Annotated in this window: 20 protein-coding genes; 12 read left to right on the top strand and 8 right to left on the bottom strand. The window is 63.9% G+C overall.

Going from position 1 to position 23,010, the window contains the following annotated elements; all coding sequences use genetic code 11:
- Nucleotides 1-10 precede the first annotated feature (10 nt).
- Nucleotides 11-790: an SDR family oxidoreductase gene (locus LB564_RS03340; RefSeq protein ID WP_224534924.1), complete on the bottom strand. Its 780-nt coding sequence runs from the start codon at nt 788-790 to the stop codon at nt 11-13.
- A gap of 119 nt (nt 791-909) precedes the next feature.
- Between LB564_RS03340 and LB564_RS03335 the strand changes: the two genes are divergently transcribed.
- The gene (locus LB564_RS03335; RefSeq protein WP_224534921.1) at nt 910-1,743 is read left to right on the top strand and encodes a UDP-2,3-diacylglucosamine diphosphatase; all 834 of its coding nucleotides are present in this window, start codon (nt 910-912) and stop codon (nt 1,741-1,743) included.
- Nucleotides 1,744-1,872: 129 nt separating this feature from the next.
- The gene (locus tag LB564_RS03330) at nt 1,873-3,087 is read left to right on the top strand and encodes an MFS transporter (RefSeq protein ID WP_224534919.1); all 1,215 of its coding nucleotides are present in this window, start codon (nt 1,873-1,875) and stop codon (nt 3,085-3,087) included.
- Here the strand turns inward: LB564_RS03330 and dgcA are convergent.
- Nucleotides 3,058-4,041, bottom strand: a complete 984-nt coding sequence (gene dgcA, locus LB564_RS03325) for an N-acetyl-D-Glu racemase DgcA (RefSeq protein WP_224534917.1) — start codon at nt 4,039-4,041, stop codon at nt 3,058-3,060. The two genes, LB564_RS03330 and dgcA, sit on opposite strands and share 30 nt — an antisense overlap.
- Nucleotides 4,042-4,118: 77 nt before the next feature.
- On the opposite strand from dgcA, the gene LB564_RS03320 reads away from it, so the two are divergent.
- From LB564_RS03320 to LB564_RS03305, 4 genes are all read left to right on the top strand, one after another.
- Nucleotides 4,119-5,306: an ABC transporter permease gene (locus tag LB564_RS03320; RefSeq protein ID WP_224534915.1), complete on the top strand. Its 1,188-nt coding sequence runs from the start codon at nt 4,119-4,121 to the stop codon at nt 5,304-5,306.
- 4 nt (nt 5,307-5,310) lie between these two features.
- Nucleotides 5,311-6,120 (top strand): ABC transporter ATP-binding protein, encoded by an 810-nt coding sequence (locus tag LB564_RS03315; protein WP_224534914.1) that lies wholly within the window; start codon nt 5,311-5,313, stop codon nt 6,118-6,120.
- Nucleotides 6,121-6,134: 14 nt separating this feature from the next.
- The gene (locus LB564_RS03310; protein WP_224534912.1) at nt 6,135-7,508 is read left to right on the top strand and encodes an MCE family protein; all 1,374 of its coding nucleotides are present in this window, start codon (nt 6,135-6,137) and stop codon (nt 7,506-7,508) included.
- A 105-nt stretch (nt 7,509-7,613) separates the two neighbouring features.
- The gene (locus tag LB564_RS03305) at nt 7,614-8,192 is read left to right on the top strand and encodes an ABC-type transport auxiliary lipoprotein family protein (protein WP_224534910.1); all 579 of its coding nucleotides are present in this window, start codon (nt 7,614-7,616) and stop codon (nt 8,190-8,192) included.
- A gap of 35 nt (nt 8,193-8,227) precedes the next feature.
- On the opposite strand, the gene LB564_RS03300 is transcribed toward LB564_RS03305, so the two are convergent.
- Both LB564_RS03300 and LB564_RS03295 read right to left on the bottom strand, forming a co-directional pair.
- Nucleotides 8,228-8,842, bottom strand: a complete 615-nt coding sequence (locus tag LB564_RS03300) for an exonuclease domain-containing protein (RefSeq protein WP_224534909.1) — start codon at nt 8,840-8,842, stop codon at nt 8,228-8,230.
- Between the two features lie 127 nt (nt 8,843-8,969).
- Nucleotides 8,970-15,371: a kinesin gene (locus LB564_RS03295; protein ID WP_224534907.1), complete on the bottom strand. Its 6,402-nt coding sequence runs from the start codon at nt 15,369-15,371 to the stop codon at nt 8,970-8,972.
- Nucleotides 15,372-15,644: 273 nt separating this feature from the next.
- Here LB564_RS03295 and LB564_RS03290 point away from each other — a divergent pair, with 273 nt between their 5' ends.
- The 3 genes from LB564_RS03290 to LB564_RS03280 all read left to right on the top strand — a co-directional run bounded on the left by LB564_RS03290 (nt 15,645) and on the right by LB564_RS03280 (nt 17,595).
- Nucleotides 15,645-16,013: an Hpt domain-containing protein gene (locus tag LB564_RS03290; RefSeq protein WP_140701476.1), complete on the top strand. Its 369-nt coding sequence runs from the start codon at nt 15,645-15,647 to the stop codon at nt 16,011-16,013.
- A 143-nt stretch (nt 16,014-16,156) separates the two neighbouring features.
- Nucleotides 16,157-16,477, top strand: coding sequence for a 2Fe-2S iron-sulfur cluster-binding protein (locus LB564_RS03285; protein WP_224534906.1), 321 nt, complete (start codon nt 16,157-16,159; stop codon nt 16,475-16,477).
- A gap of 86 nt (nt 16,478-16,563) precedes the next feature.
- On the top strand, nt 16,564-17,595 hold the full coding sequence (locus LB564_RS03280) for an NAD(P)/FAD-dependent oxidoreductase (RefSeq protein WP_224534904.1): 1,032 nt from the start codon (nt 16,564-16,566) through the stop codon (nt 17,593-17,595).
- Here the strand turns inward: LB564_RS03280 and LB564_RS03275 are convergent, their stop codons facing one another.
- Nucleotides 17,596-19,077, bottom strand: coding sequence for an MDR family MFS transporter (locus tag LB564_RS03275; protein ID WP_224534901.1), 1,482 nt, complete (start codon nt 19,075-19,077; stop codon nt 17,596-17,598).
- 229 nt (nt 19,078-19,306) lie between these two features.
- Entirely contained in the window at nt 19,307-19,927 is a 621-nt protein-coding gene (locus tag LB564_RS03270) for a DUF922 domain-containing Zn-dependent protease (protein WP_224534899.1), read from the bottom strand.
- Between the two features lie 102 nt (nt 19,928-20,029).
- On the opposite strand from LB564_RS03270, the gene folP reads away from it, so the two are divergent.
- From folP to folK, 3 genes are read left to right on the top strand one after another with little or no spacing between them, the layout of a single operon-like run.
- Complete coding sequence (gene folP, locus LB564_RS03265) at nt 20,030-20,881, top strand: dihydropteroate synthase (RefSeq protein WP_224534897.1); 852 nt, start codon at nt 20,030-20,032, stop codon at nt 20,879-20,881.
- Nucleotides 20,882-20,884: 3 nt separating this feature from the next.
- Nucleotides 20,885-21,244, top strand: coding sequence for a dihydroneopterin aldolase (gene folB, locus LB564_RS03260; RefSeq protein WP_140701472.1), 360 nt, complete (start codon nt 20,885-20,887; stop codon nt 21,242-21,244).
- A complete protein-coding gene (folK, locus tag LB564_RS03255) occupies nt 21,228-21,740 on the top strand; it encodes a 2-amino-4-hydroxy-6-hydroxymethyldihydropteridine diphosphokinase (protein WP_224534895.1) in 513 nt (170 codons plus the stop codon). Before folB ends, folK begins: the two co-directional genes overlap by 17 nt.
- Nucleotides 21,741-21,751: 11 nt before the next feature.
- On the opposite strand, the gene LB564_RS03250 is transcribed toward folK, so the two are convergent.
- Together LB564_RS03250 and LB564_RS03245 are read right to left on the bottom strand one after the other, a co-directional pair.
- On the bottom strand, nt 21,752-22,309 hold the full coding sequence (locus tag LB564_RS03250; RefSeq protein WP_224534893.1) for a cytochrome b: 558 nt from the start codon (nt 22,307-22,309) through the stop codon (nt 21,752-21,754).
- Between the two features lie 148 nt (nt 22,310-22,457).
- Entirely contained in the window at nt 22,458-23,003 is a 546-nt protein-coding gene (locus tag LB564_RS03245) for a DUF924 family protein (protein WP_224534890.1), read from the bottom strand.
- Between the last annotated feature and the right edge of the window lie 7 nt (nt 23,004-23,010).

Genomic DNA, 23,010 nt, shown 5'->3' with positions numbered 1-23,010 from the left:
AGCGCGCCGATCAAAATGCGCTGACGTAGAGACCGCCATCGACGGGTATGTTCTGCCCGGTCAGATAGCCGGCATGAACAGAGCACAGGAAGGCGCAGATCTGGCCGAATTCCTCCGGCGTGCCGAGCCGTTTGGCCGGCACATCGGCACTGATGCGGGTCTTGCGCGCCGCGGCGGCGGCGGGATCCTCCGATGTTCCGGCCTCATGCGGGCCGCGCAGCCGGTCGGTGTCGAGCTTGCCGGGCAGCAGGCTGTTGATGGTGACGTTGCGCTCGATCACCGTGCGCGCCACGCCGGCAAGGAACGACGTCAGGCCGGCGCGCGCGCCTGATGACAGGTCAAGGCCGGGAATGGGGACATAGACCGACAGCGAGGTGATGTTGACGATGCGCCCGAAGCCGCGCGCCGCCATGCCGTCGATGACCGCCTGCACCAGCTCGATCGGCGTCACCATGTTCTGGGTGACGCCTTCGAGGATTTTTCCGCGGTCGAGCTCGCGGAAATCGCGCAAGGGCGGACCGCCATTGTTGTTGACCAGGATGTCCGGCTCGGGGCAGGCGGCGAGCAACGCCTTCTGCACCTCGGGTTTGGAGACATCGCCAACCACCTCTTTGACCGTCACGCCATGGCGTTGGCGAATTTCAGCCGCGGTCTTGGCAACGAGTTCGGCGTTGCGGCCATTGACGACGATGTCGCAGCCGGCCTCGGCCAGCGCCATGGCGCAGCCTTTTCCAAGGCCCTTGCTCGAAGCGCAGACAATGGCCTGCTTTCCCCTGATGCCGAGATCCATGACGATTTCTCCTTTGATTTGCCCGGCAGGCTAGCGCCACCGCTGGACCAATCGCAACCGTCATACGGTTGTTGCATGAATCGGGGCATAGCCTGCTCGAAAGCAAGGGTGAAATCGCGATGTCAGGCCAAGAGCCCCGCACTTTCCGCAGCATGTTCATTTCCGACGTCCATTTGGGCTCGAAGGCGGCCAAGGCCGATTTCCTGATCGATTTCCTGCGCTACCACGATGCCGACATCATCTATCTGGTCGGCGATATCGTCGACGGCTGGCGCCTGAGGCGCAGTTGGCACTGGCCGCAAAGCCACAATGACGTCGTGCAGAAATTGCTGCGCAAGGCCCGCAAGGGCGCCTCGATCACCTATATCGCCGGCAATCACGACGAATTCGCCCGCCAGTTCCAGGGCGTGCATTTCGGCGGCATCGTCGTTGCCGACCGCGCAATCCACGAAACCGCGGATGGAAGGCGGCTGCTGGTCATCCATGGCGACCAGTTCGACACCGTCGTCCACAACCAGCGTTGGCTCGCTTATCTCGGCGACCATGCCTATGACGCGGCCATGCAGGTCAACCGGGTGATCACACGGCTGCGCCAGCTGCTCGGCCTGCCTTACTGGTCGTTTTCGTCCTGGGCCAAGGTCAAGGTCAAGAAGGCGGTGAACTTCATCGGCTCGTTCCAGACCGTGCTCAGCGAGGAAGCGCGCCGTTCGCATGTCGACGGCGTGATCTGCGGGCACATCCACCATGCCGCCATCGAAAGCTATGGCGACGTGCAATACATCAACACCGGCGACTGGGTGGAGAGCTGCACGGCCGTGGTCGAACATTTCGACGGCCGCATGGAAATCCTGACCTGGGCGCATGTCCTGCCCGAGGCGACTGACGAGCCCTTCATTCCGATGCTCATCGAGGACAGGCCAATGCTGATCGAGAACAGGGTGCAAGCCGCCTGAGGCGCAAGCCGGCCCGCGCTTTCTGGTGTTGATCGACTGGTCCAGCCGGTTTCGCCCGGTTTTTCCTCATGTTAAGGATCGGCTCGCGCTGCTCGCCGGTCGTTGAGCGCAGGGTCATTGGATCGATTCATGCCGCTGCCGCCGCTTTCGCCCGAACAACTCGTGAAGCCGAGCCGTTTTGAGCTGCGCATGAGCCTGATCTTCGGCACGTTGTTCATATCGCTTGGCACCCATTTGCCCTATTTCCCGCTCTGGCTGCAGGCCAAGGGGTTTCACGCCGAGCAGATCGCCGTCATCCTGGCGGCGCCGATGTTCCTGCGTGTGATGACGACGCCGCTGCTGACGACACTCGCCGATCGGGCCAGGGACCGCGCCGATGTCTATGTCGTGCTCGTGGCGGCCTCGCTGCTGATCTCCGCGGGGTATTTTCTGACACCGACCTACTCGACGGTGCTGGCGGTGTCCTTGCTGCTCACCATCGTCTGGACGCCGCATTCGCCGATCGCCGATTCGCTGGCGCTCTCGGGCGTGCGCCGCTTCGGGTCCAATTATGCCAGCATGCGCAAATGGGGGTCGATCTGCTATCTCCTGGCCAATGTCGCGGGCGGCTTCATCCTGGCGGCCACTGGTCCCGGCGCCGTTCCGGTGATCATATTCCTTGCCCTTGGCGTGGCACTCGTCGCAGGGCTGATGGCGCCGCGCCTGGGGCGGCCGCGCAAGGCCTCGCCGCTGTCGGCGGCGGAAATCCAGCATGCGGCGCCGGGCCTGTTCAACACCTATTTCCTCTACTTCACGCTTGGCGTCGGCATCATCACCGCCAGCCACGCCTTCCTTTACGGTTTCGTCTCGATCTATTGGAAATCGATCGGCATCAGCGATTCCGTCGTCGGCCTGCTATGGGCATGGGGCGTGGTGTCCGAGGTCTGCATGTTCCTGTTTTTCAACCGTATATTCGCCTCCGTCTCCGTCGTCCGGGTGATGCTGATCGCCGGCATCGGCTCGATCGTGCGGTGGATCGCCTTTCCGCTGGTGTGGCCGCTCGGCCTTGGCGTCGGCGGTTTCTTCGCGGTGCAATCGCTGCATTCGGTGTCTGTCGCGATGGTGCTGATCGGCCTGCAGAAGATGATCGCCGAGACCGTTTCCGAAGAGCGCACGGGTGCAGCGCAAGGCATCGCCTATTTCTTCAACGGCTTCTTCATGGCCGCCGTCACGCTTGCCTCCGGTCCGCTCTATGACCGTCTCGGCGTCGACGGATTCCTGGCGATGATCCCGATCGCGATCATTGGCCTTGTGCTGATCGGGTTTGCCGCGCGCTCAGCCCCACAACGCCCGGTCCGGGGGTGAGACGAGCGATCCCTGGTAAACGAGACCCGGCACACGATCCCGGGCAAGCAGCAGCGGGCCGTCGAGGTCGACGAAATCGGCGTCCTGGGCCAGCAGGATCGCTGGCGCCATTGCTAGCGAGGTGCCGACCATGCAGCCGACCATGACGCCAAAACCCAGTTCACGAGCGCGGTCGCGCAGGATGAGCGCCGCCGTCAACCCGCCGGACTTGTCGAGCTTGATGTTGACGGCGTCGTAGAGGCCGACAAGGGTTTCGAGATTTTTTGCCTCGTGCACGCTTTCGTCGGCACAGATCGGCACCGGGTGCGCGATCCTGCGCAGGATTTCGTCGCGGCCGGCGGGCAGGGGCTGTTCGATGAGCGCAATGCCAAGCTCCGCGGCAAAAGCGAGATTGGCCTCGATGTTTTCGTCGGTCCAACCCTCATTGGCATCGAGAATGATACGGCTTCGAGGCGCAGCTTCCGTCACCGCCCGAATCCTCGCAATGTCGTTGTCGCCGCCGATCTTGACCTTTAGCAGCGGCCGGCCGGCGTTGGCGCGGGCCTGCGCCGCCATCGCCTCGGGTTCGCCGAGCGACAGCGTGTAGGCCGTTTCGAGCTGATGCAACGGGGCCGGCCAGATTGCCTCAGCCACCGGATTGCCGCTGATCTTGGCTTCGAGGTCCCAAAGGGCACAGTCGATGGCGTTACGAGCGGCCCCGGCAGGCATGGCATCGAGCAGGGTGGTCCGGTCCATCCCGCCTGCGATCCGGTCGCTCATCGCCTCTATCGCGTCGCGCACCCCGTCCATGGTCTCGCCATAACGCTTGTAGGGCACGCATTCGCCGCGCCCGACATGGCCGTTTTCGCTGATCGTGCATGTAATCACTTCGGCTTCGGTTTTGGAGCCGCGCGAAATGGTAAAGATGCCGGCAATCGGAAAACGCTCGGCCTCGACCGAAATGACACGCGCCATATTTTTCTGCTCCGGCTGTGCGAGAAGGGTTGTCGGCAAATCGACAAGGTCGGACCCATCAGGCTAAACAGGACGCCATGTTGACCATCGGTAAACGCGACGCAAGCGGCACGACCGGCTCGGGAACTGACCACGACCCGCGCGTGGCGGTCGGCGAGGAGGGCGACGTGCTGGGCTGCGCGTTCTCCGGAGTCTGGACGACGCGGACCGTGGCGCTGATTGACGCCGACATGCGCAAAATCGAGAAACGAAGCGGTTTCAAAACCTTGGCGCTCGATCTTTCGAAAATCGAGAAGATCGACACCGCCGGCGCCTGGCTGATCGATCGGCTGGTCAGCGTTTTCGAGAAGAAGGATGTCGAGGTACGGCTGCAAGGCCAAAGCGAGATCGCTTCGATCCTGCTCGACGCGGTCAGCGAGGCCGTCCGGCGCGAGCCCGAATCCGGGCCCAAGCGGCCGCCCAACATCGTTATCCGCACGCTGGAGGCGGTCGGCAGGCGCGTCTACGAGATGCGTGACGATTTCCTGGCTTCCATGAACATATTGGGCGCCACGATCCGTGGCGCGCAGATGAAGCTCGGCCGCGGCCATGCCGTCAATCCCGCGGCGATCTTCAACCAGATCGATCGCATGGGCGTGGGAGCCATCCCCGTGGTGGTGCTGATGTCGGCCATTGTCGGCGCCATCGTTGCCCAGCAAGGCGCCTACCAGCTCAGCTATTTCGGCGCCGATATCTTCGTGGTCGACCTGGTCGGCGTGCTGATCCTGCGCGAGCTCGGCGTGCTGATGACGGCAATCATGATCGCCGGCCGCTCCGGCAGCGCGATCACCGCCGAGATCGGCTCGATGAAGATGCGCGAGGAGGTTGACGCGCTCAAGGTCATCGGTCTCAATCCGATCGGCGTCCTGGTCTTTCCGCGCCTGGTGGCGCTGGTGATCGCCTTGCCGTGCCTGACGATCATCGCCAATTTCGCGGCGCTCGGCGGCGGCATCGTCGCGGCCTGGCTCTACTCCGACATCCCGCCGGCAGCGTTCCTCGACAGGTTGCGCGTCGCCATCGATCTCAGCACCATTTTCGCCGGGCTGATCAAGGCGCCGTTCATGGCGATGATCATCGGCACGATTGCGTCCGTCGAGGGCATGAAGGTCGGCGGCAGCGCCGAATCGCTCGGCCAGCACGTGACCGCCTCGGTGGTGAAGTCGATCTTCGTCGTCATCATCCTGGATGGGCTTTTCGCCATGTTCTACGCAGCGATCGAGTTCTGATGGGATGACCAAGGACAACGGGGTCAAGGCGGAGCATGAGGACGAAGGCGAAATCGTGCTTTCGGTGCGCGACGTCACCGTCGCGATCGAGGACAAGCTGATCCTCGACAAGCTGTCGCTCGACATCAAACGTGGCGAGATACTGGGTTTCGTCGGTGCCTCGGGCGCCGGCAAGTCGGTGCTGTTGCGCACCATTCTGGGGTTGATGCCCAAGCAGTCGGGAACGATCAAGCTGTTCGACGTCGACGTCGACAAGGCCAGCGATCTCGATCGGTTGCGGATCGACATGCGTCTTGGCGTGTTGTTCCAGCACGGCGCGCTGTTTTCGGCGCTGACCGTCATGGAGAACGTGCAGGTGCCGATGCGCGAATATCTCGACTTGCCGAGGAAGCTGATGGACGAACTGGCGCTGCTCAAGATCGAGCTGGTGGGACTGCCGCCGGACGCGGCGCAGAAATTCCCCTCCGAGCTCTCCGGCGGCATGATCAAGCGCGCCGCGCTTGCCAGGGCGCTGGCGCTTGATCCCGACATCGTCTTTCTCGACGAGCCGACGTCCGGCCTCGATCCGATCAGCGCGGCCGAGTTTGACGAGCTCGTCGTCAAGCTGCGCGACACCATGGATCTGACCGTTTACATGGTGACCCACGACCTCGATACGCTGTTTACCGCCTGCGACCACGTGGCGGTGCTGGGCAAGAAGAAGGTATTGGTCGAAGGCACCATCGACGACATGCTGAAGAGCGAGGAGCCGTGGGTGAAATCCTATTTCCGCGGAAAACGCGCCCGCCAACTTGATCTTGCGGCGCGTGCATAGCCATAAGTGAAGCAATGGAAACCAGAGCCAACTACGTCATTGTCGGCATTTTCACGTTGGCTGCGATCCTCGCGGCCTTCGGCTTCGTCTATTGGACGGCCGCGATAGGCGACAAGGGCGAGACGACGCTGCTGCGGGTGCGTATTCCAGGCTCGGCTTCGGGTCTCGGCCGCGGCAGCTTCGTGCTGTTCAACGGCGTCAAGGTCGGCGACGTCAAGCGTGTCTATATCGACGTCGACAATCCGACCGTCGCCATCGCCGACACCGAGATCGACCGTTTGACGCCGATCACCAAGTCGACCCAGGCCGATATCGGCCTGGCCGGCCTGACCGGGCAGGCCAATATCGAGCTCAAGGGCGCCGATCCCAAGGAAGTGAAGCTGCTCGACCAGGCCGAGAAGGAAGGCAAGGTCGCAGAGATCGTCGCCAACCCTTCGGCCGTGACCAATCTCCTGCAGACGGCGCAGAACATCTTCACACGCGCCGACAAGGTGCTTACGGAGCTGGAAGGCTTCACCAAGGATGTTCGCGGGCCGCTGACGCAGACCGTGCAGAACGTGCAGACGTTTTCCGATGCGCTGGCCAAGAATTCCGAGGGCATCGACAAATTCCTGTCCGCCGTCAGTGCGCTGTCGGATGAGCTGAAAGGCGTCTCAGGCAAGCTCGACGGCACGTTGAAGGCAGCGGAGGGCCTGCTCAATGCCGTCGACAAGGACAAGATCAAGAGCATCGTTGCCAATGTCGATGCGGTGACGGGGAACCTCAAGGAAACCTCGCAGCAACTGGATGGCGTGATCAAGAACGTCGATACGGCGGTGGGCTCGGTCAACGATTTCGCCAAGCAGACGCAAGGCACACTCGCCAAGGTCGACGGCGTGCTCGACGGCATCGACCCGGCGCAGGTGCGCGAAGCGCTCGCCAACATCAAGAAGGCCAGCGACAGCGCCGACAAGGCGGCCGCCGACATAGCGGAGGTGACCGGCAAGATCGCCAATCGCGCCGACGACATCGACCAGACAATCAAGGACGCCAGGCAGTTGGCGCAGCGGCTCAACGACGCCTCGGTGCGGGTCGACGGCATCCTCGCCAAGGTCGACAAGCTGCTCGGCTCCGGCCAGGCCGACGGCGTGATGGCCGATGCCCGGGCTACGCTGAAATCCTTCAAGCAGGTCGCCGATACGCTGAATGCCCGCCTTGGCGTCATCACCGACAATCTGGCGCGCTTCTCCGGCCAGGGGCTGCAGAATGTCGAGGCGCTGGTGCAGGACAGCCGCCGCTCGATCAACCGCATAGAGGAGGCGGTGACGGATCTCAGCCGCAATCCGCAGCGTATTCTTTCGGGTGGCGACGGCGAGGTTCGGCAATTCGACGGCAGGGCGCGGCGTTGACTTCCGCGCCGGCCCGCCGCAAGAACAGTGCTCGCGAATGTGGGTTGATCTTTAAGATCACGACGGGGATCACGCGTGACGTTGAGTAGGCTTGGAACGAGCGGGTTGAAAACGGCTGCGGCGCTGCTTGTCCTGGCGGTTGCCGGCTGCGCGGCACTCGGTGGCAAGCCGGCTCCCCTCGACACGTTCGAACTGTCGGCGCCATCGATCGACGCACATGGCCATAGCCGCAAGCAAATCTTGATCGCCCAGCCTTCGGCGCTGAAGGCATTGGACAGCCAGAACATCGTCATCAAACCATCCGACCGCTCGATCCAGTATCTGAAGGGCGCGCAGTGGGCCGACCGGCTGCCGCTGATCGTGCAGGCGCGGCTGGCCGAGACGTTCCAGCGCTCGGGCAGCTTCGCCGGCGTCGGCAAGCCGGGCGAGGGGCTGGCGATCGATTATCAGGTGATCGTCGAGGTCCGGTCCTTCGAGGTGCGCGTCAATGGCGGCGAACACGCCGAGGTCGACCTGTTCGTGCGCTTGCTGAACGATCGCAACGGCGAAGTGAAGGCTTCGAAGAGCTTCACCGCATCCGCGCCGGTCTCGGGCAGCGGCAACCCGGCCTATGTCGGCGCCCTCGACGCGGCCTTCGGCGATGCGGCCAAACAGATCGTCCGCTGGACCGATTCACAGATCTGAAGCGGTCAGGCGCCGGATTCCCTGAGATCTTCAACCTACTTGCGGTCGAAGACATCCGGCCGCAGCATTCCAGCCCTCATCAGATGCTGCAGCGTATAGGTTAGGGAGAGCGCATCATCCAGTGCGTCATGCCCCTGCAATGGCGGGTGTTCGACGCCGTAGTAATCCGCAAGCTTGTTGCTCGGCGTCCTTGCCAGATCCTCGATCGGCATGCCTGCCGCGATCAGCAGCTTGACGGCGTTGTCGAACCGCGTTGCCGGGATGGAAGGCTCGATGCTCGCGACATAGCAACTGATGGCGACCATGTTCAGTTCGTCCTTGCCCCAGGACCACAGCCGCGCCCCTTCGGAAAACCGATCGACGTCGGCAAGGGCCTCTTCCAGTGCGACGCCCTCGGCTTCGATGATTTCTTCGGTGATGCCGGTCAGTCCGGTGAAGAACGGATCGAGCGCGTACCGCTCGCCAAACCGGTCGATCGGCACGACATAGGCCTTGTGCGTGCCCAGGATGGGGAAGTCGCCTTCGAGGCCGAGCCTTGTCGCGCCGATCTGCGCGATGACCGGATCGGGATCATGGGCCGCGCACCAGAACCTGCGTTGCGAGCCCTCGAGGCAGAGAAACTCGCAGTCGAAAATGATTGCCGTTTTCACAACTCAGGATCCGGTTTCCAGAAAACGAGATAAACGCGGAAGCGTCTTCCGGCTGGTGACGCCGGTCCTTGCAAGGCAAAGGCGGGAGACAAATCCCCCGCCTTTTTCATTCTGGCTTGTCGACCGCTTAGTGCAAGCGGCCGCTGGCGTGGGCCAACATGGTGTAAACCTTGCCGGTGTCCGACGTGAGATAGGTCTGCGCCATGATGTTGTCGCGATCGTTGCGCGAGACATCCTTGAGCAGCTTCTCGAAATCGTCGCAGTAGCGGTCGACGGCGGCGCGGAATTCGGCCTCCGCCTGGTACTTGCGGCGGATTTCGTCGAACGTCTGCTGGCCCTTCAGCGTATAGAGCCGGCGCGTGAACACGTCACGCTCGCCACGCCGGTAGCGGTTCCACAGCTCGATCGAGGCATCGTGGTCGATGGCCCGCGCGATATCGACGGAGAGCGAGTTCAGCGATTCCACGACATGCAGCGGCGAACGCTGGGCAGGGGCCGCCCGCGGTGCTTCGGCCGGTGCCGAGGGGGCTGCCGGCCTGAGGTCGGCATCGTTCGACGCGGCGGTCAGCAGGTCACGCACCCAGCCGCCCTGCGGCGTACGGGCACTGGCGTCAGGACGCGGGCGCGGCGCCTGCTCGGCCGGACGCTCAAGGTCGAGCGTGCCACGCAACGCGGTGCCACCCAGAGGCGTCTGAGGCGTGCGAAGCTCCGGCTGCGGTGCTGACGGCGCGCGACGCTGCGGCTCGGCGGGACGTGCCGCCGGGGCCTGCGGCGCCGGGCGCAAGGCGCGCGGTTCCGAAGAGTCGCCGCGCCCGGACTTGGCAACGATATCCGAAAGCTCCTTCAAGGCGTTGATCTGCTCGGAAACGGCGCGCCGGATGGCCGAGGTCGATTCCTTGGCCTCTTCCGGCATCTCGATGACGCCCTTCTTGAGTTCGGCGCGGGTGAGGTCGAGTTCGCTCTTGATCGAGCCGGCGGTGCGCCGCATCTCCTCGGTCGCGTCGGCGAAGCGCTTGGTCGCGGAATCGACGACATCGGTGATGGCGTTGCGGATCTTGTCGGCCGACTCCATCGTCTTGCCCTCGGCGTTCTGCAGCGTCTGGCCGACGAGATTTTCGAACGAGCGCATGACCCTTTCGAGATCTTCCGACTTCTTGACCAGTCCGACGGCGAGATCCTCGAGCGACGACTGCCTTTCCAGCGTGTGTTCGAGGTTGCTCTGGGCCGAACTCAAGAGATCCGAGGCGCTGGCCAGCAAGCGGCTGTGCTCGTCGAACTTGGTGGCGATGGAGGCCACTTCGCGCAAGGTCGACGACGACAGTTCCGTCAGCCTCGTGGTGTTCGAATCGACCAGGCGCGCCGAGCTGGCAAAGGTCTGCGCCGCCTTTTCGGTGGTCGCCGCGAAGCTTTGCGTGCTGCCGGTCAGGCGTTCGTCGACCTGGCCTAGATTGACCGCGGCCTGCTCGATCAACTGACCGAGCTGCGAGCTGGAGTTGGTCATGCGACCGATGAGATCGGCGACGCTATCGGACAGCGACGAACGTGCGCCTTCGACAGCCGACAAGGTTTCGGCGGTGCGGCTGGCGAGCGCGTTGACCAGGGCCGCGTTCTCGCTGCGCAGCTTCTCGGTCGCGCGCTCGGTGACCTCTTCCATGCTCTTTTGCAGTTCCGAGCCGCCCTGGGCGAAACGCTCGACCAAGGGCCGCGCGGTTTCATCGAGGATTTTCGACATTTCGGCCGACCGCGCCGCGAGCATGGTGTTGAGCTCGCGGGTGTTGGCGCCGATCGTCTTGGCGGCGTCGTTGGTGCTCTGGCCGATATGCTGGCCGACCGCGGTGAAGGTCTCCGCGATCACATTGGCGCGCGATACGAGTTGCGCCTCGGCGGTCGACACCTGCTCGTTGAGCTTCTGTCCCATCGTCTCGGCCGTGTAGGCGAGCCGGTTTTCGACGCCGGCGATCTGCTCTTCGACCCGGGCGGCCGCGGCCGCCGCGCTCGACGCGAGACGCTCGTCGGCGCCGGCAAGCGCCTGCTCGATTTCGCGGGCGTGCACGGCCAGTTCCTGACCGGTCTGGCGGGCGCGATCGGCGACCCTCTGCTCGGTGTTGGCGAAGGCGCCGACAATGGTCTGCGCGTGCTCGCCGATCGTCGTGGTGCTGTCGGCGATGCGCGAAACCAGGCGCTGGTCGGCGTCGTCGAAGATGCGGGCGATTTCGGAGGCCCGGCTGGACAGCGCGTCCGAACCTTCGGCGATGCGCGACACCAAATGCTGGTCGGCGGCGTCGAAAATGCGGCCAAGGTCCGACGCGCGGGCGGCGAGCGCCTCGGCGGATTCGCCGATGCGCATGCCGAGCCGCTGGTCGGCGCTTTCGAAGTTGCGCAGGATGTCGCCGGCGCGGGCGGCCAACGACTGCGCCGTCTCCACGGCGCGGGCGACCAGCTTCTGGTCGGCCGCGTCGAAGGTGCCGGCGATCTCGCTTGCACGGGCGGCCAGCTGATCCGCGGTCTCCTGAGCGCGGGCGGCCAGTTGATCGGTGGTCGCTTGCGCGCGGGCGGCGAGCTTCTGGTCGGCCATGTCGAATGTGCCGGCGATCTCGCCGGCGCGGGCAGCCAGTTGATCGGCGGTTTCATGGGCACGGGCCAGCAGCGAGCTGGAGGTGTCGTCGGCGCGGGCGAGCAGGGCATTCGAGGTATCTTCCGCACGGGCGTGGAGCCGACGATCGGCTTCCTCGAATGTGCGGGCGATGTCTTCGGCCCGAGCCAGCAGGGCGGCGGACGTCTGTTCTGCGCGCTCGGCGATCTTGCGATCGGCGTCGCTGAAGGCCGCACCGGCCTGCTCGTGGAGCGTGCTGGTGACTTCCAGGACCTTTTCGCGCAAGGCGCCGGCGACGAAGACCGCGCTCTTCTCGAGCACCGAGCGGACATTGTCGACACCGGTCGACAGCGCGCGCTCCATGGTGCCGGCGCGTTCCTCGATGATGCCGGTCTGGCGGCTGAACGCCTGCTCGATCTTGTCGACATCGGCAGCGATCGCTGCGGAAATGTCCGTGCTCCTGGCCGCGATCTGGTCGATGTGGCCAGACAGCGAGCGATCGACCTCCTTGCGGCTCTCGGCGAGCTTGCCGAGGTCATCTTCCAGCGCCCGGCTGAGCATATTGCGGCCTTCGGACAACTTGCCGACATGTCCGGCGATGATGTCGTCGATATCGCCACGGCTTTCAGTCAACCTCTGCAGGTCGGCTTCGAGAGCGCGCTTGAGGATGTCGCGGCCCTCGGCGAGCTTCTCGACCTGGCCGGCGACCAGCCCGTCGATGCTGGAGCGGCTTTCGGCCAGCTTGGCGAGATCGGCCTCCAGCGCACGCTTGAGGACATCGCGGCCTTCGGCGAGCTTCTCGACCTGGCCGGCGACCAGACCGTCGATGCTGGAGCGGCTTTCCGCCAGCTTGGCAAGATCGTCTTCGAGAGCCTTCGACAAGGTCGAACGCTCCTGCACGAGCCGTTCCGCGTGATTGTTGACGTGGCCGCTAACGGTCAGCAGGTCGGCCTCGAGGGCTCTCGACAAGGTCGAACGATCCTGGGCAAGCCGCTCGGTGTGGCTGTTGACATGGCTGCCGACAGTTTCGAGGTCGGCCTCAAGCGCCTTCGACAGTGTCGAACGCTCCTGGGCGAGCCGGTCCGAGTGGCTGTTGACAAGGCTGTTGACGGTTTCGAGATCGGCCTCCAGCGCGCGGGCGAACTGGGCCCGGTCGTCGACCAGTTTCTGCGACTGATCGGCAACGGTGTTTCTGACCGTGTTGAGGTCGGATTCCAAGGCGCGGCGTAGAATGTCGCGCCCTTCGGCAAGCTTCTCGACCTGACCGGCGACCAGTCCGTCGATGCCCGAGCGGCTTTCCGCCAACTTGGCGAGATCGTCCTCCAGCGCCTTCGACAATGTCGAGCGATCCTGAACCAGCCTGTTCATGTGATCGGCGATGACGCTGTTCACATTCTGCAGGTCGGCTTCCAGAACGCGCGAGAGCTGCCCGCGATCCTCGGCCAGCTTCTCCGACTGGCTCGATATGACGCTCTTGATCGTTTTGAGGTCGGATTCCAGCGCACGCTTGAGAATGTCGCGGCCTTCAGCGAGCTTCTCGACCTGGCCGGCGACCAGCCCGTCAATGCTGGAGCGGCTTTCAGCCAGTTTGGCGAGGTCGGCCTCCAGCGTCTGCGATAGCAGGCCGCGATCCTCCGCCAGGCGCCCCGAATGGCTGTCGATCAGGCCGCGTATGCCCGACAGGTCGCTTTCGAGCGAACGGCCGAGCTCGGTACGGTCTTCGGCCAGTTTCGCCGAATGCGCCTCGATCATGCTCTTTATACCGGCAATGTCGTTTTCCAGCGCCTTGGCGAGCACCGCGCGGCCCTCGGCGATTTTCTCGACCTGGCCCGCGACAAGGCCGTCTATGTCGGCGCGGCTGTCGGACAATTTGCCGAGATCGGCCTCCAAAGCGCGCGACAGGATGTTGCGGCCTTCAGCCAGTTTTCCGACGTGTCCGGCGACCATTTCATCAATGATCGTACGAGCTTGCACCAATTTACCAGAGTCTTCGTTGAGGGCCAGTGAGAGCCGGTTGCGGCCTTCTTCCAGCCTTTCGAGGTGGCTGCCGAGCGACGCATCGATGGCGGCGCGCGATTCGTTGACCTTGCGAAGGTCTTCTTCGAGCGCACGCGCTATGAGGCTGCGGCCTTCGGCCAGCTTCTGCACCTGGTTGGTCACCGCGGCATCGATGCCGGCGCGCCCTTCAGCGAATTTCGCAAGGTCCGCCTGCATGGCGGCCGCCATGCGCTCGCGGCTCTCGGAGAGCTTGCGGCTGTGGTTCTCGACGGCTTCCTCGATGCCGACGCGGGCATCGGCGAGCCGCTGGATGTCGCTGTCGAAGGACCGCGACACGACATGGCGGGCCGCCTCCATGCGGCCGGCGAAATCGCTGGCGCGTGCTTCGAGCATGGAAGAGGTCGAGGTGACGATGTCGGCCATGTCGGCGCCGATCTGGGTCTTGCCCTGATCGATCATCGCGGCCAGCGTGTCCTTGCTCTCGGCGAAGGTGTGGGCGATTTCGCGCGCACGCTCGACCAGCGTTTCGTTGATCTGGCGGGCGCGGGCTTCGAGCGCGGCATTGAGTTTCTGCGTGCCCGTATCCAGCGCTTCGGCGCGGGTCTGGAACTCGCTGATCAGCGCCTGGCCGCGTTCGGCCAAAGTGCGCTCGATGCCATTGAGGCTGGCCTCGAACTCGGAATTGAGGGTGCGCGCGGCGCCGCCGAGCAGTGACACCATGCCGGTGGTGCGGTCGTCGAGCAGGTCGGTCAACGAGCGGGTCAGGCCGTCCGTGGTGTCGGTCAGCTTGGCGATACGGGTGTCGAGCAGGCTGGCGAAAGCCTCGCCGGAGGTCGAAAGCCGGTCGGTGATGGTGTCGAGCCGGCCTTCCACCGAATCGAAGATCGACATCGAGCTTTCGTTGATGCGGTCGATCAGCGTATCGCCGGAATTGGTGATCGTCATCGACAGTTTGGTCGACGCATTGAGGATGCTGTCGCGGATGATGTCGCTCGCCGCGCCGATTTCATCGCGCAACGTCTCGTGGGCGCCGGAGATCGAGGCGCGGACGCGCTCGGCATGGGTGACCACGGCTTCGCGTTCGCTGCCCAGTCCGTCGACCAGCGACCGAATCCGGGTTTCGTTTTCCGAATAGGAGCGCTCGATCTGGTTGACCTCGCTGTGGACCAGCGTTTCCAGCTCCACGGCACGGGCAAGCGTGCGTTCGATGCCTTCGCCCATGGCGGCCACCTCGCGGCGGACGGCCTGGCCGATCATCATGACGCGATCCTGGGCCATGTTTTCCGGCTCGGTCAGGCGGAAGGCCACTTCCGTCATCGACTGCGCGGCGATGCGCATGTCCTGGGCGCGGCGAATCATCGCCGCGAAGGCCCAGAACAGGATGACCGGCACGATTGCCGCGACGGCGAGGCCGATCAGTTCGGGGCGGGCAAAGAACTGGTCCAGCGTGCGGATGCGCCAGATGCTCGGGCCAAAAAGCAGGTTGGCCAATCCGCCAGCGCCCGCGATCCAGGCGAGCGAGACAAAGGCGATGACCCAGTAGATGGTGTTGGAGGCGCGCCTGTTCAGGCTGTGCAGGAGGGTCTTGTAATCTTTCTGGCGATCGTCGTTGGCTGGCGCGAAGCTCGTCGGCTGGCCACCACCATTGCGCGTCTCCACGGGGCGAAGTTCGGCCGGCTTGGCCTTTGGCGCAGGCTTCGCGGCCTGGGTCTGATTGACAACGGGCGCCGGCGCGACGGGCGTCGACTGCTGATTGCGTCCCTCGCGTGCCAGTTCGTCTGCCGCCTGCGATATCTGCGCTTCCAGATCTTCCATCGAAGCCGCGATATCGAGGTCGCCGCTGTCGGTATCGCTGCTCAGGTCGAGATCGAGCGCTTTTTCGAGCTCCCTGGCTACGTCGCTGTCGAGAGTTCTGGTCGTCGTTGGTTTCTTCGCCATGCCTTCGCTACCCTGTACTAGCTGCCGCGGGGGCTTATAATTCTGTTTGTCTTACCCCCGCGCAGGAGGCTGAAAATGGACCCTCGTATCGTAATGACACAGGGGGGTAAAGAAAACATGCATTCCGCGGGATACGTAAAACTTTAAATATAAGGTTAACGGAACTGTGATTTGGGGGCCGTTTTCGCAACATTTTTCCGGGCCATTCATTAACCCGTTGTCCACTGGATTCGCCTAGCTTTTGGCGGCCGAGAGAAAATGGAGTTCGAGTTCATGCGTGGCGAAAGCGGCATTGCCTTCTCAATGCCCGGGGGCGACGTATCGGGAACCAGGCAGTCCCGGCCGGTCGATTTGGCACACCTTGCCCGCCAGACGATGGGCGATCGCGCCCTCGAGCAAGAGGTGCTGGCGCTGTTTGTACAGCAGGCATTGTCGGTGCGCGACAAAATTGTCGACGCCGACATCAAGGACCGGCTTCTGCTGGCTCACGGTTTGAAGGGATCGGCCCGCGGTGTTGGCGCCTTTGCCATCGCCGATTGCGCCACAGACATCGAGCGCCGGCCGGAGGACGTCCAGACCCTCAAGCGGCTTGGCCGGCTGATCGACGAAGTGCGCGACTTCATCGCCGCCATCAATCGCTGAACCGGGTTTGCGACAAAAACGTCACCGAGCGCCGCTTTCGCGCGGCAGTTGACATGTTTGCCGGAGTGATTATCTCCGGCGAAACTCCCCTTCGTCGGGGCGAAATTCTTTTCGTCCCGGGTGAAACTCCCTTCAGGTGACAAATGACCAAGCTGACCTTCATCGCCCATGACGGCACACAGTTCGACGTGGACGCCGACAACGGCTCGACGGTCATGGAAAACGCCATCCGCAACGCCGTACCGGGTATCGAGGCTGAATGCGGCGGCGCCTGCGCCTGCGCGACCTGCCATGTCTATGTCGACGAGGCATGGACGGCCGAAGTCGGCGAACCCGAGGCGATGGAAGAAGACATGCTGGACTTCGCCTACGACGTCCAGCCGAACTCGCGCCTGTCCTGCCAGATCAAGGTGCGCGACGCGCTCGACGGCCTGGTCGTGCGGGTGCCCGAACGTCAGGGCTGAATCAGCTCGGTGATTTTTCCCGCTGACGCTTGGCAGCGGGGCAATGCTCATGCAGTCTCGCCTGGTCTTTCGCAGCGAGGCGCATCATGACCGGCATCATCACCACAGACGTCCTCATTATCGGGGCAGGGCCGGTCGGCCTGTTCGCCGTATTCGAGCTTGGCCTGCTGGACCTGAAGTGCCACCTGATCGACATTCTCGACAAGCCCGGCGGCCAATGCGCGGAGCTCTATCCGGAAAAGCCGATCTACGACATTCCCGGCTGGCCCTCGATCTCGGCGCAAGGGCTCGTCGACAAGCTGCTCGAACAGGTTGCGCCGTTCAATCCCGACTTCACCTACAACCGCATGGTCTCCAGCCTCGAAAAGCTGGAGGACGGCGGCTTTCGCGTGACCACGGACGAGAACGAGGTGTTCGAGGCCAAGGTGGTGGTGATCGCCGCCGGCGGCGGCTCTTTCCAGCCGAAGCGCCCGCCAATTCCCGGCATCGAGGCCTATGAAGGCACGAGCGTGTTCTATTCCGTTCGGCGGATGGAGGATTTTCGCGACCATGACCTGGTTATCGTCGGCGGCGGCGACTCGGCGCTGGACTGGACGCTGAACCTGCAGCCGGTGGCGAAGAGCGTGACGCTCGTTCACCGGCGGCCCGAGTTTCGCGCGGCGCCCGACAGCGTCAACAAGATGTACGCCATGCAGGAGATGAAGCAGCTGGAATTTCGGGTCGGTCAGGTGACCGGGCTCACCGGGGCCGATGGCCAGCTGGCATCGGCCACCATCAAGGGTGGCCCCGATGGCGACGTCGAGGTGCCTTGTACCCGCATGCTGCCGTTTTTCGGCTTGACCATGAAGCTCGGCCCGATCGCGGAATGGGGGCTCAATCTGCATGAGAACCTGATCCCGGTCGACACCGAGAAGTTCCAGACCTCGGTGCCAGGCATCTTCGCGGTGGGCGACATCAACTGGTACCCGGGCAAGCTGAAGCTGATCCTGTCGGGTTTCCACGAGGTGGCGCTGATGGCGCAGGCCGCCAAGCGCGTCATCAGCCCCGGCGAACGCATCGTGTTCCAGTATACGACTTCGTCCACCAGCCTGCAGAAGAAGCTCGGCGTCTCCGGCTAATCACTCCGCTAGGATAGGGGCCGTATCGTCGACATGGCCGCGAAGTTCTTTCTCGGGCATTAGTGTCAGCGTGACGAGGCCCAGTCCCAGAGTGCCGGCCGCGACCAGGAAGATCATCACGAAGGGTTGGGCCGATACGGCATGTCCAGCCGCCTGAATACCTTCGCCCGCCAGCGGCAGCCCAAAGCCCAGAGCGACGGCACCGAGCATCGCGACCCCCAACGCACTGCCCAGCGAACGCAGAAAGGTTAGCACCCCCGTCGCCACGCCAAGATGCATGCGGTCGACGGCGTTCTGCACGGACACGGTGGTCACCGGAAATGTCGTCCCGGTTCCGAGGCCAATGCAGATGGTCAGGACTTCGACGACAAGCAGCGATGCATGGCCGGCGACAAAGGCCAGCAGGCCCATGCACAGGATGGCGAAGATGACGCCAACCATGGCGATGCGCTTGTAATGGGTGAAGCGCGGTATCAGCCGGCCGCTGGAAGCGGCGCCGCCCACGGTTCCAAGCAGAAGCCCAAGCATTGCTATGCCCGACTGGCTGGCCGTCAGGCCAAGTATCGATTGCAGATAGACCGGCAGATAGACGGCAAGGCCGACGCTGGAGGCCTGGAGCAGGAACATCGACAGGGTGCCGGCCAGGACGATCGGGTTGCCCAGTACCTCGAGCGAAATGAGCGGTTCAGCCGCCCGCATCAGCCGCAGGGCAAAAGCGCCCCAGAAAAGCGCGGAGCAGGCCAGGACGCCAATGACTTCCGGCGACATCCAGAGGTAGGCGCTGCCACCCCAGTTCAACGCCAGCAGCAACAGCGCCGTGGCCACGATGAGCAGCAACGCGCCAAGACCATCTATGCTGTGGTTCTTGGCCGCGATCGGCAGCTTCTTGAGCGGCTTGTTGATGATCGCCATTGCAACAAAGCCCAGCGGAATATTGATCCAGAAGATGAGTGACCAGTGCAGATGTTCGGCGAAGGTGCCGCCCAGCAGCGGCCCGGCGACGCTGGCGACGGCCCACGTGCCGGAAAACCACGCCGCGTAGCGCGCCCGCTCGCGCGGCGGAACAAGGTCTCCGACCACCGTCTGCGTCAGCGCGAAAAGGCCGCCGCCACCGGCCCCCTGGATCGCGCGCCCCAGGATAAGGACGAACATGTTGGGGGCCATTGCGCTGACCAGCGACCCGGCAAGAAAGATGAGAATTGCCGCATAGACGGTCGGCCGGCGCCCATAGACGTCGGAAATCTTGCCGTAGAGCGGCGCCACGGCGGTCGCGGTCAAGAGGTAGCCGGTGACGATCCAGGGCAGGTAGTCGGCATGGCCGAGCGAGCGCCCGATTGTCGGCATCGCGGGCGCGACGATGGTCTGGTCGAGGGCTGCCAGCAGCATCGACAGGAGGACGCCGCCAATGATGGCGTTCTTTTCGCTTTCGCTCAGCGGCGTGGCTGCAACCGCCATGGTCTGCTTGTCGACAGCCTGGTCCATAATCGTTTGTCCGTGTGCTTGCGCGCCGTGCGGTTAGTCACCGGTTGGGCTTGTCTGGTGCTACCGCCGCGCGATCGGCCTTGGTGCTCGTGTCGAAGGTTGTGCCCTGCCAACCCGTGATATGTCGTCCGATATAGGCCGATTTGGACCGTCGTCCGAAATTTTTCGAATCTGGTCCTATGCTTCGGTCCGTTTGGCCTGCGCCGGTCCCGTTGCTCACACCCGAGGTTCACGCCGGCGGCGGTAACTGGCCGCTTTCGATGCGCTGCATACGGTAGCGCAGCAGCCGCAGGATGCGGCTTTCGAAATTGACGCCTTCGACGCGGTCGAACCGCACCTGGTCCTGATCATGCCTGGCAAGCTCTGCCGCCGTGATCTCGGCGGCCTTGGCCTTGGCGGCGTCGCAATCCTTGCGCGGATAGGTTGCCTTCAGTGCGTCTTCCAGCGCGCGGGCGTGGTTCTTGGCGATTTCGACGTGACGGTCCTCGTGGCGCTTGATGTCGGCGGACAATGTATCCCAGAACAGCCGCACGTCGGCGTCGGCTCTGCGCGGGCGGCGCCATTCGGGAAGGATCACCTTGACCTTGACCGTCACGACCGCGTCGGCGATCCGGCAGGAGCCGGGCTGGCTGGCGTAGCTGATGCGTGTCGTGAAGGCCATCTGGGTGGCGCCAGGGTGGCGCGACCCCGTGCTTTTGACCTGCGGCCCATGTTTGGCGAGTTGTTTTTCGATGTCCTCCAGCGTTCTGCCGCCAATTGGGAAATAGCTGTAGGTCTTCACCAGATTGGCCGCATCCGCCGGAACGGCGGCGACGGTAAGCAGCAATGCGCAGAGCAGGGATCGTTTCATCGTGTTGCCTCTTCGGTCACCTTGCTTTACGGCCTTTGCCGGCGCAACGGAACTGATCCGATGTGCATCACACATCGTTGATGACCCCATGGTAGATGAGCAATGACGGCGAGGCGATGGCGGCTGGCGCACGGGCGTCATCTCGAGCTTGGCGGCAAGGCCGTGGTCGTCGGCATCCTCAATGTCACGCCCGACAGTTTTTCCGACGGCGGCCTGTTTGATGCACCCCAGACGGCGCTGGCCCAGGCGCGCCGCATGATCGGCGAAGGCGCCGCGGTCGTCGATGTCGGGGGAGAATCGACCCGGCCGGGCGCCGCCGCGATCTCGGCCAGCGAGGAGCAGGCCCGTATTCTGCCGGTGATCGAAGCGCTGGCGCGGGCCGGCGACGTGCTGATTTCGGTCGACACCTATCGTGCGGACACCGCGCGGCTCGCCGTCAAGGCCGGTGCGCATATCGTCAACGATGTCTGGGGCGTGCAGCGCGAGCCGGACATCGCGCGGGTGGCGGCCGAGACCGGTGCCGGATTGATCATCATGCATACGGGCAGGGGGCGCCAAAAATTGTCCGACGTGATTTCGGACCAGGTCGTGTTCCTGGAAAAATCGCTCGAAATCGCCCGACGTCATGGCGTCGCCGACGACCAAATCGTGCTCGACCCCGGATTCGGATTCGCCAAGGAGACAGCGGAGGAAAATCTCGATCTGATGGCGCGGTTTCGCGAACTTTCGGCGCTCGGCTTCCCGCTGATGGCGGGTACTTCGCGAAAACGCTTCATCGGCACGGTCACCGGCCGCGACCCGGCCGACAGAGGGGCGGGCACGGCGGCGACAAGCGTCATCCTGCGGCTTGAGGGCGCCGACCTGTTTCGCGTCCACGATGTCGCAATCAACGTGGACGCGCTGGCGGTGGCGGATGCTATGCTGGCGCGACAAACCGTCGGATCGGAACGCTGAGCCATGTATGTCATCCGCATGAAGAATTGCGCCTTCTTTGCCCGGCACGGCGTGCTGGATGAGGAAGAAGCGCTGGGGCAGCGCTTCTATGTCGATGCCTCGCTCACCGTCGAGCCCGGGCGCGCGCTCGTTGACGACGCCATCGGGGAAACCGTCAATTACGGCGTTGCCTTCACCGTCATCGAGGAGATCATCACCGGACACAGGCGCTTCCTGATCGAGGCCTTGGCCCTTGAAGTCGCAAAGGCTCTCACCGGGCGCTTTCCCCAGATCAGGAAAGCCGAGATTACCGTTCGCAAGCCGAATGCGCCGGTGCCCGGCGTGCTCGATTACGTCGAGGTGACCGTTGTCTGGCCCGAGTAACACCGTCTATCTGAGCCTCGGCGGCAATCTCGGCGATCCGGCGACGTCGATGGGGGCCGCGTTGCGCCTGCTCGACGCCGATCCCGATACCGACGTGGCCACCGTTTCCTCGCTCTACCGGACGCCGCCCTGGGGCAAGCTCGACCAGCCGGATTTCCTCAACGCGGCCGCCGGACTGTCGACGCGGCTGGCGCCGCGGGCATTGCTCGACCTTTGCCTCGATGCCGAGCGGAAGCTCAAACGCGTGCGCGAGGAGCGGTGGGGGCCGCGCCTGATCGACATCGACATCCTGGTGTTCGGCGACCGCATCATCCATGAAACGGGCTTGGAAGTGCCGCACCCGCGCATGCTGGAGCGCGCCTTCGTGCTGGCGCCGCTGGCCGAGATCGCGCCGGATCTTGCCATCGCCGGCAGAAGCGTGGTCGATCGGCTGGGCTCGGTCGACGCGGCCGGCATCGAGCGACTGCCATCCGGCCGCGACTGGTGGCTGCGGTAGGGCCGAGCCGGTTACAGCATCCGCCCCAGCACATCATCCCTGCGGAAAAGATGATGCCAAAGGGCAGCCAGCACATGGAGGCCAAGGATCGCATACAGGCAATAGGCGCCAAACTCATGGATTTGGGCGGCGACCCTCTCCAGCGGCTTGTCGAGCGGCAGGACGTCAGGCCATTGGAACAGTCCGAACCATGGCAGATCGTGACCGCCTGCCGCGGAGGTGATGTAGCCGGCGAGCGGCACCAGGATCATCAGCGCGTAAAGCAGGACATGCGTGCGGCGAGCGCCATAGTGAATCAAGGTGCCAAGCGGTTGCCGGTTTGCGGGTTCACCGAAAGAAAGCCTGAGCGGCAGGCGGATCGCGATCAAGACAAGCGCTGTCATGCCGAGCGACTTGTGCACGTCGAGCAATGCGCGGCGCAGCGCCGTGCCCTGCTCAAGATACGAGCAGTAAAGGCCGATGACGAGCGCTGAAATGATGATGGCGGCCATCAGCCAGTGCAGGATGCGCTGAGACAGCCGGTAGCGCGGGGTTGGCGTATCCGAGGTGACCCCGGCAACAGTGGACATGGGATTCTCCGGTCGCCCTGGCGGCGATGAGCTTGGCGATCGACCGGAATATGGTTGATTTGAGGGCTCGTCCGTTCACCTCTTCGCGAGGTGACTGGCCCTCGATTGCAGTCCGCTGCAATGGCGACGCACGCTGCAGCGGAAAGCGTCAGCCCGCGAAACCACCTTCGTCCAGGAATGCCTTTTCCTCCGCCGTCGTTTCGCGTCCGAGCATCCTGTTGCGGTGCGGAAAGCGGCCGAAGCGCTGGATGATGTCGCGGTGCTCCAGCGCGTATTTCAGATTGAACTCGGCCCTGGCGGTGTGAAGTTCGACCGACCGCTCCTGGTCGGCAAGGTTTTCCGAATGTTCGAACGGCAAATAGAGGAACACGCGGACCGCCGGTTCCAGCAGCATATCGTGGCCGGCGTCGACCGCTTTTTCAGCGAAATGCTTTGCCAGCGGGTCGGTCGCACACATGTGTCCGGTACCGCGAAAGCAGTTGCGCGGAAACTGGTCGAGCAGGATCATCAGCGCCAGTGAGCCCTCTGCATGATCCGACCAGTCGTCGCACTCACGCCGCGCGGCGGCGTAGTGCAGGTCGAGGAAGCGGTTGCGGAAATCGGCATCGAAAGCGTCGTTCTTCTCGAACCATGCGTCCTCGCCGGCATCGCGCCAGAATTTGGTGACCGACAGGGCCCTGCCGTCCAGTTCCATGCATGGT

It is taken from the genome of Mesorhizobium sp. ES1-6 (assembly GCF_020164775.1).
Taxonomy (GTDB): domain Bacteria; phylum Pseudomonadota; class Alphaproteobacteria; order Rhizobiales; family Rhizobiaceae; genus Mesorhizobium.
Note: the sequence above shows the minus strand (reverse complement) of the source record. Positions and strands in the feature narration are given on the sequence as shown.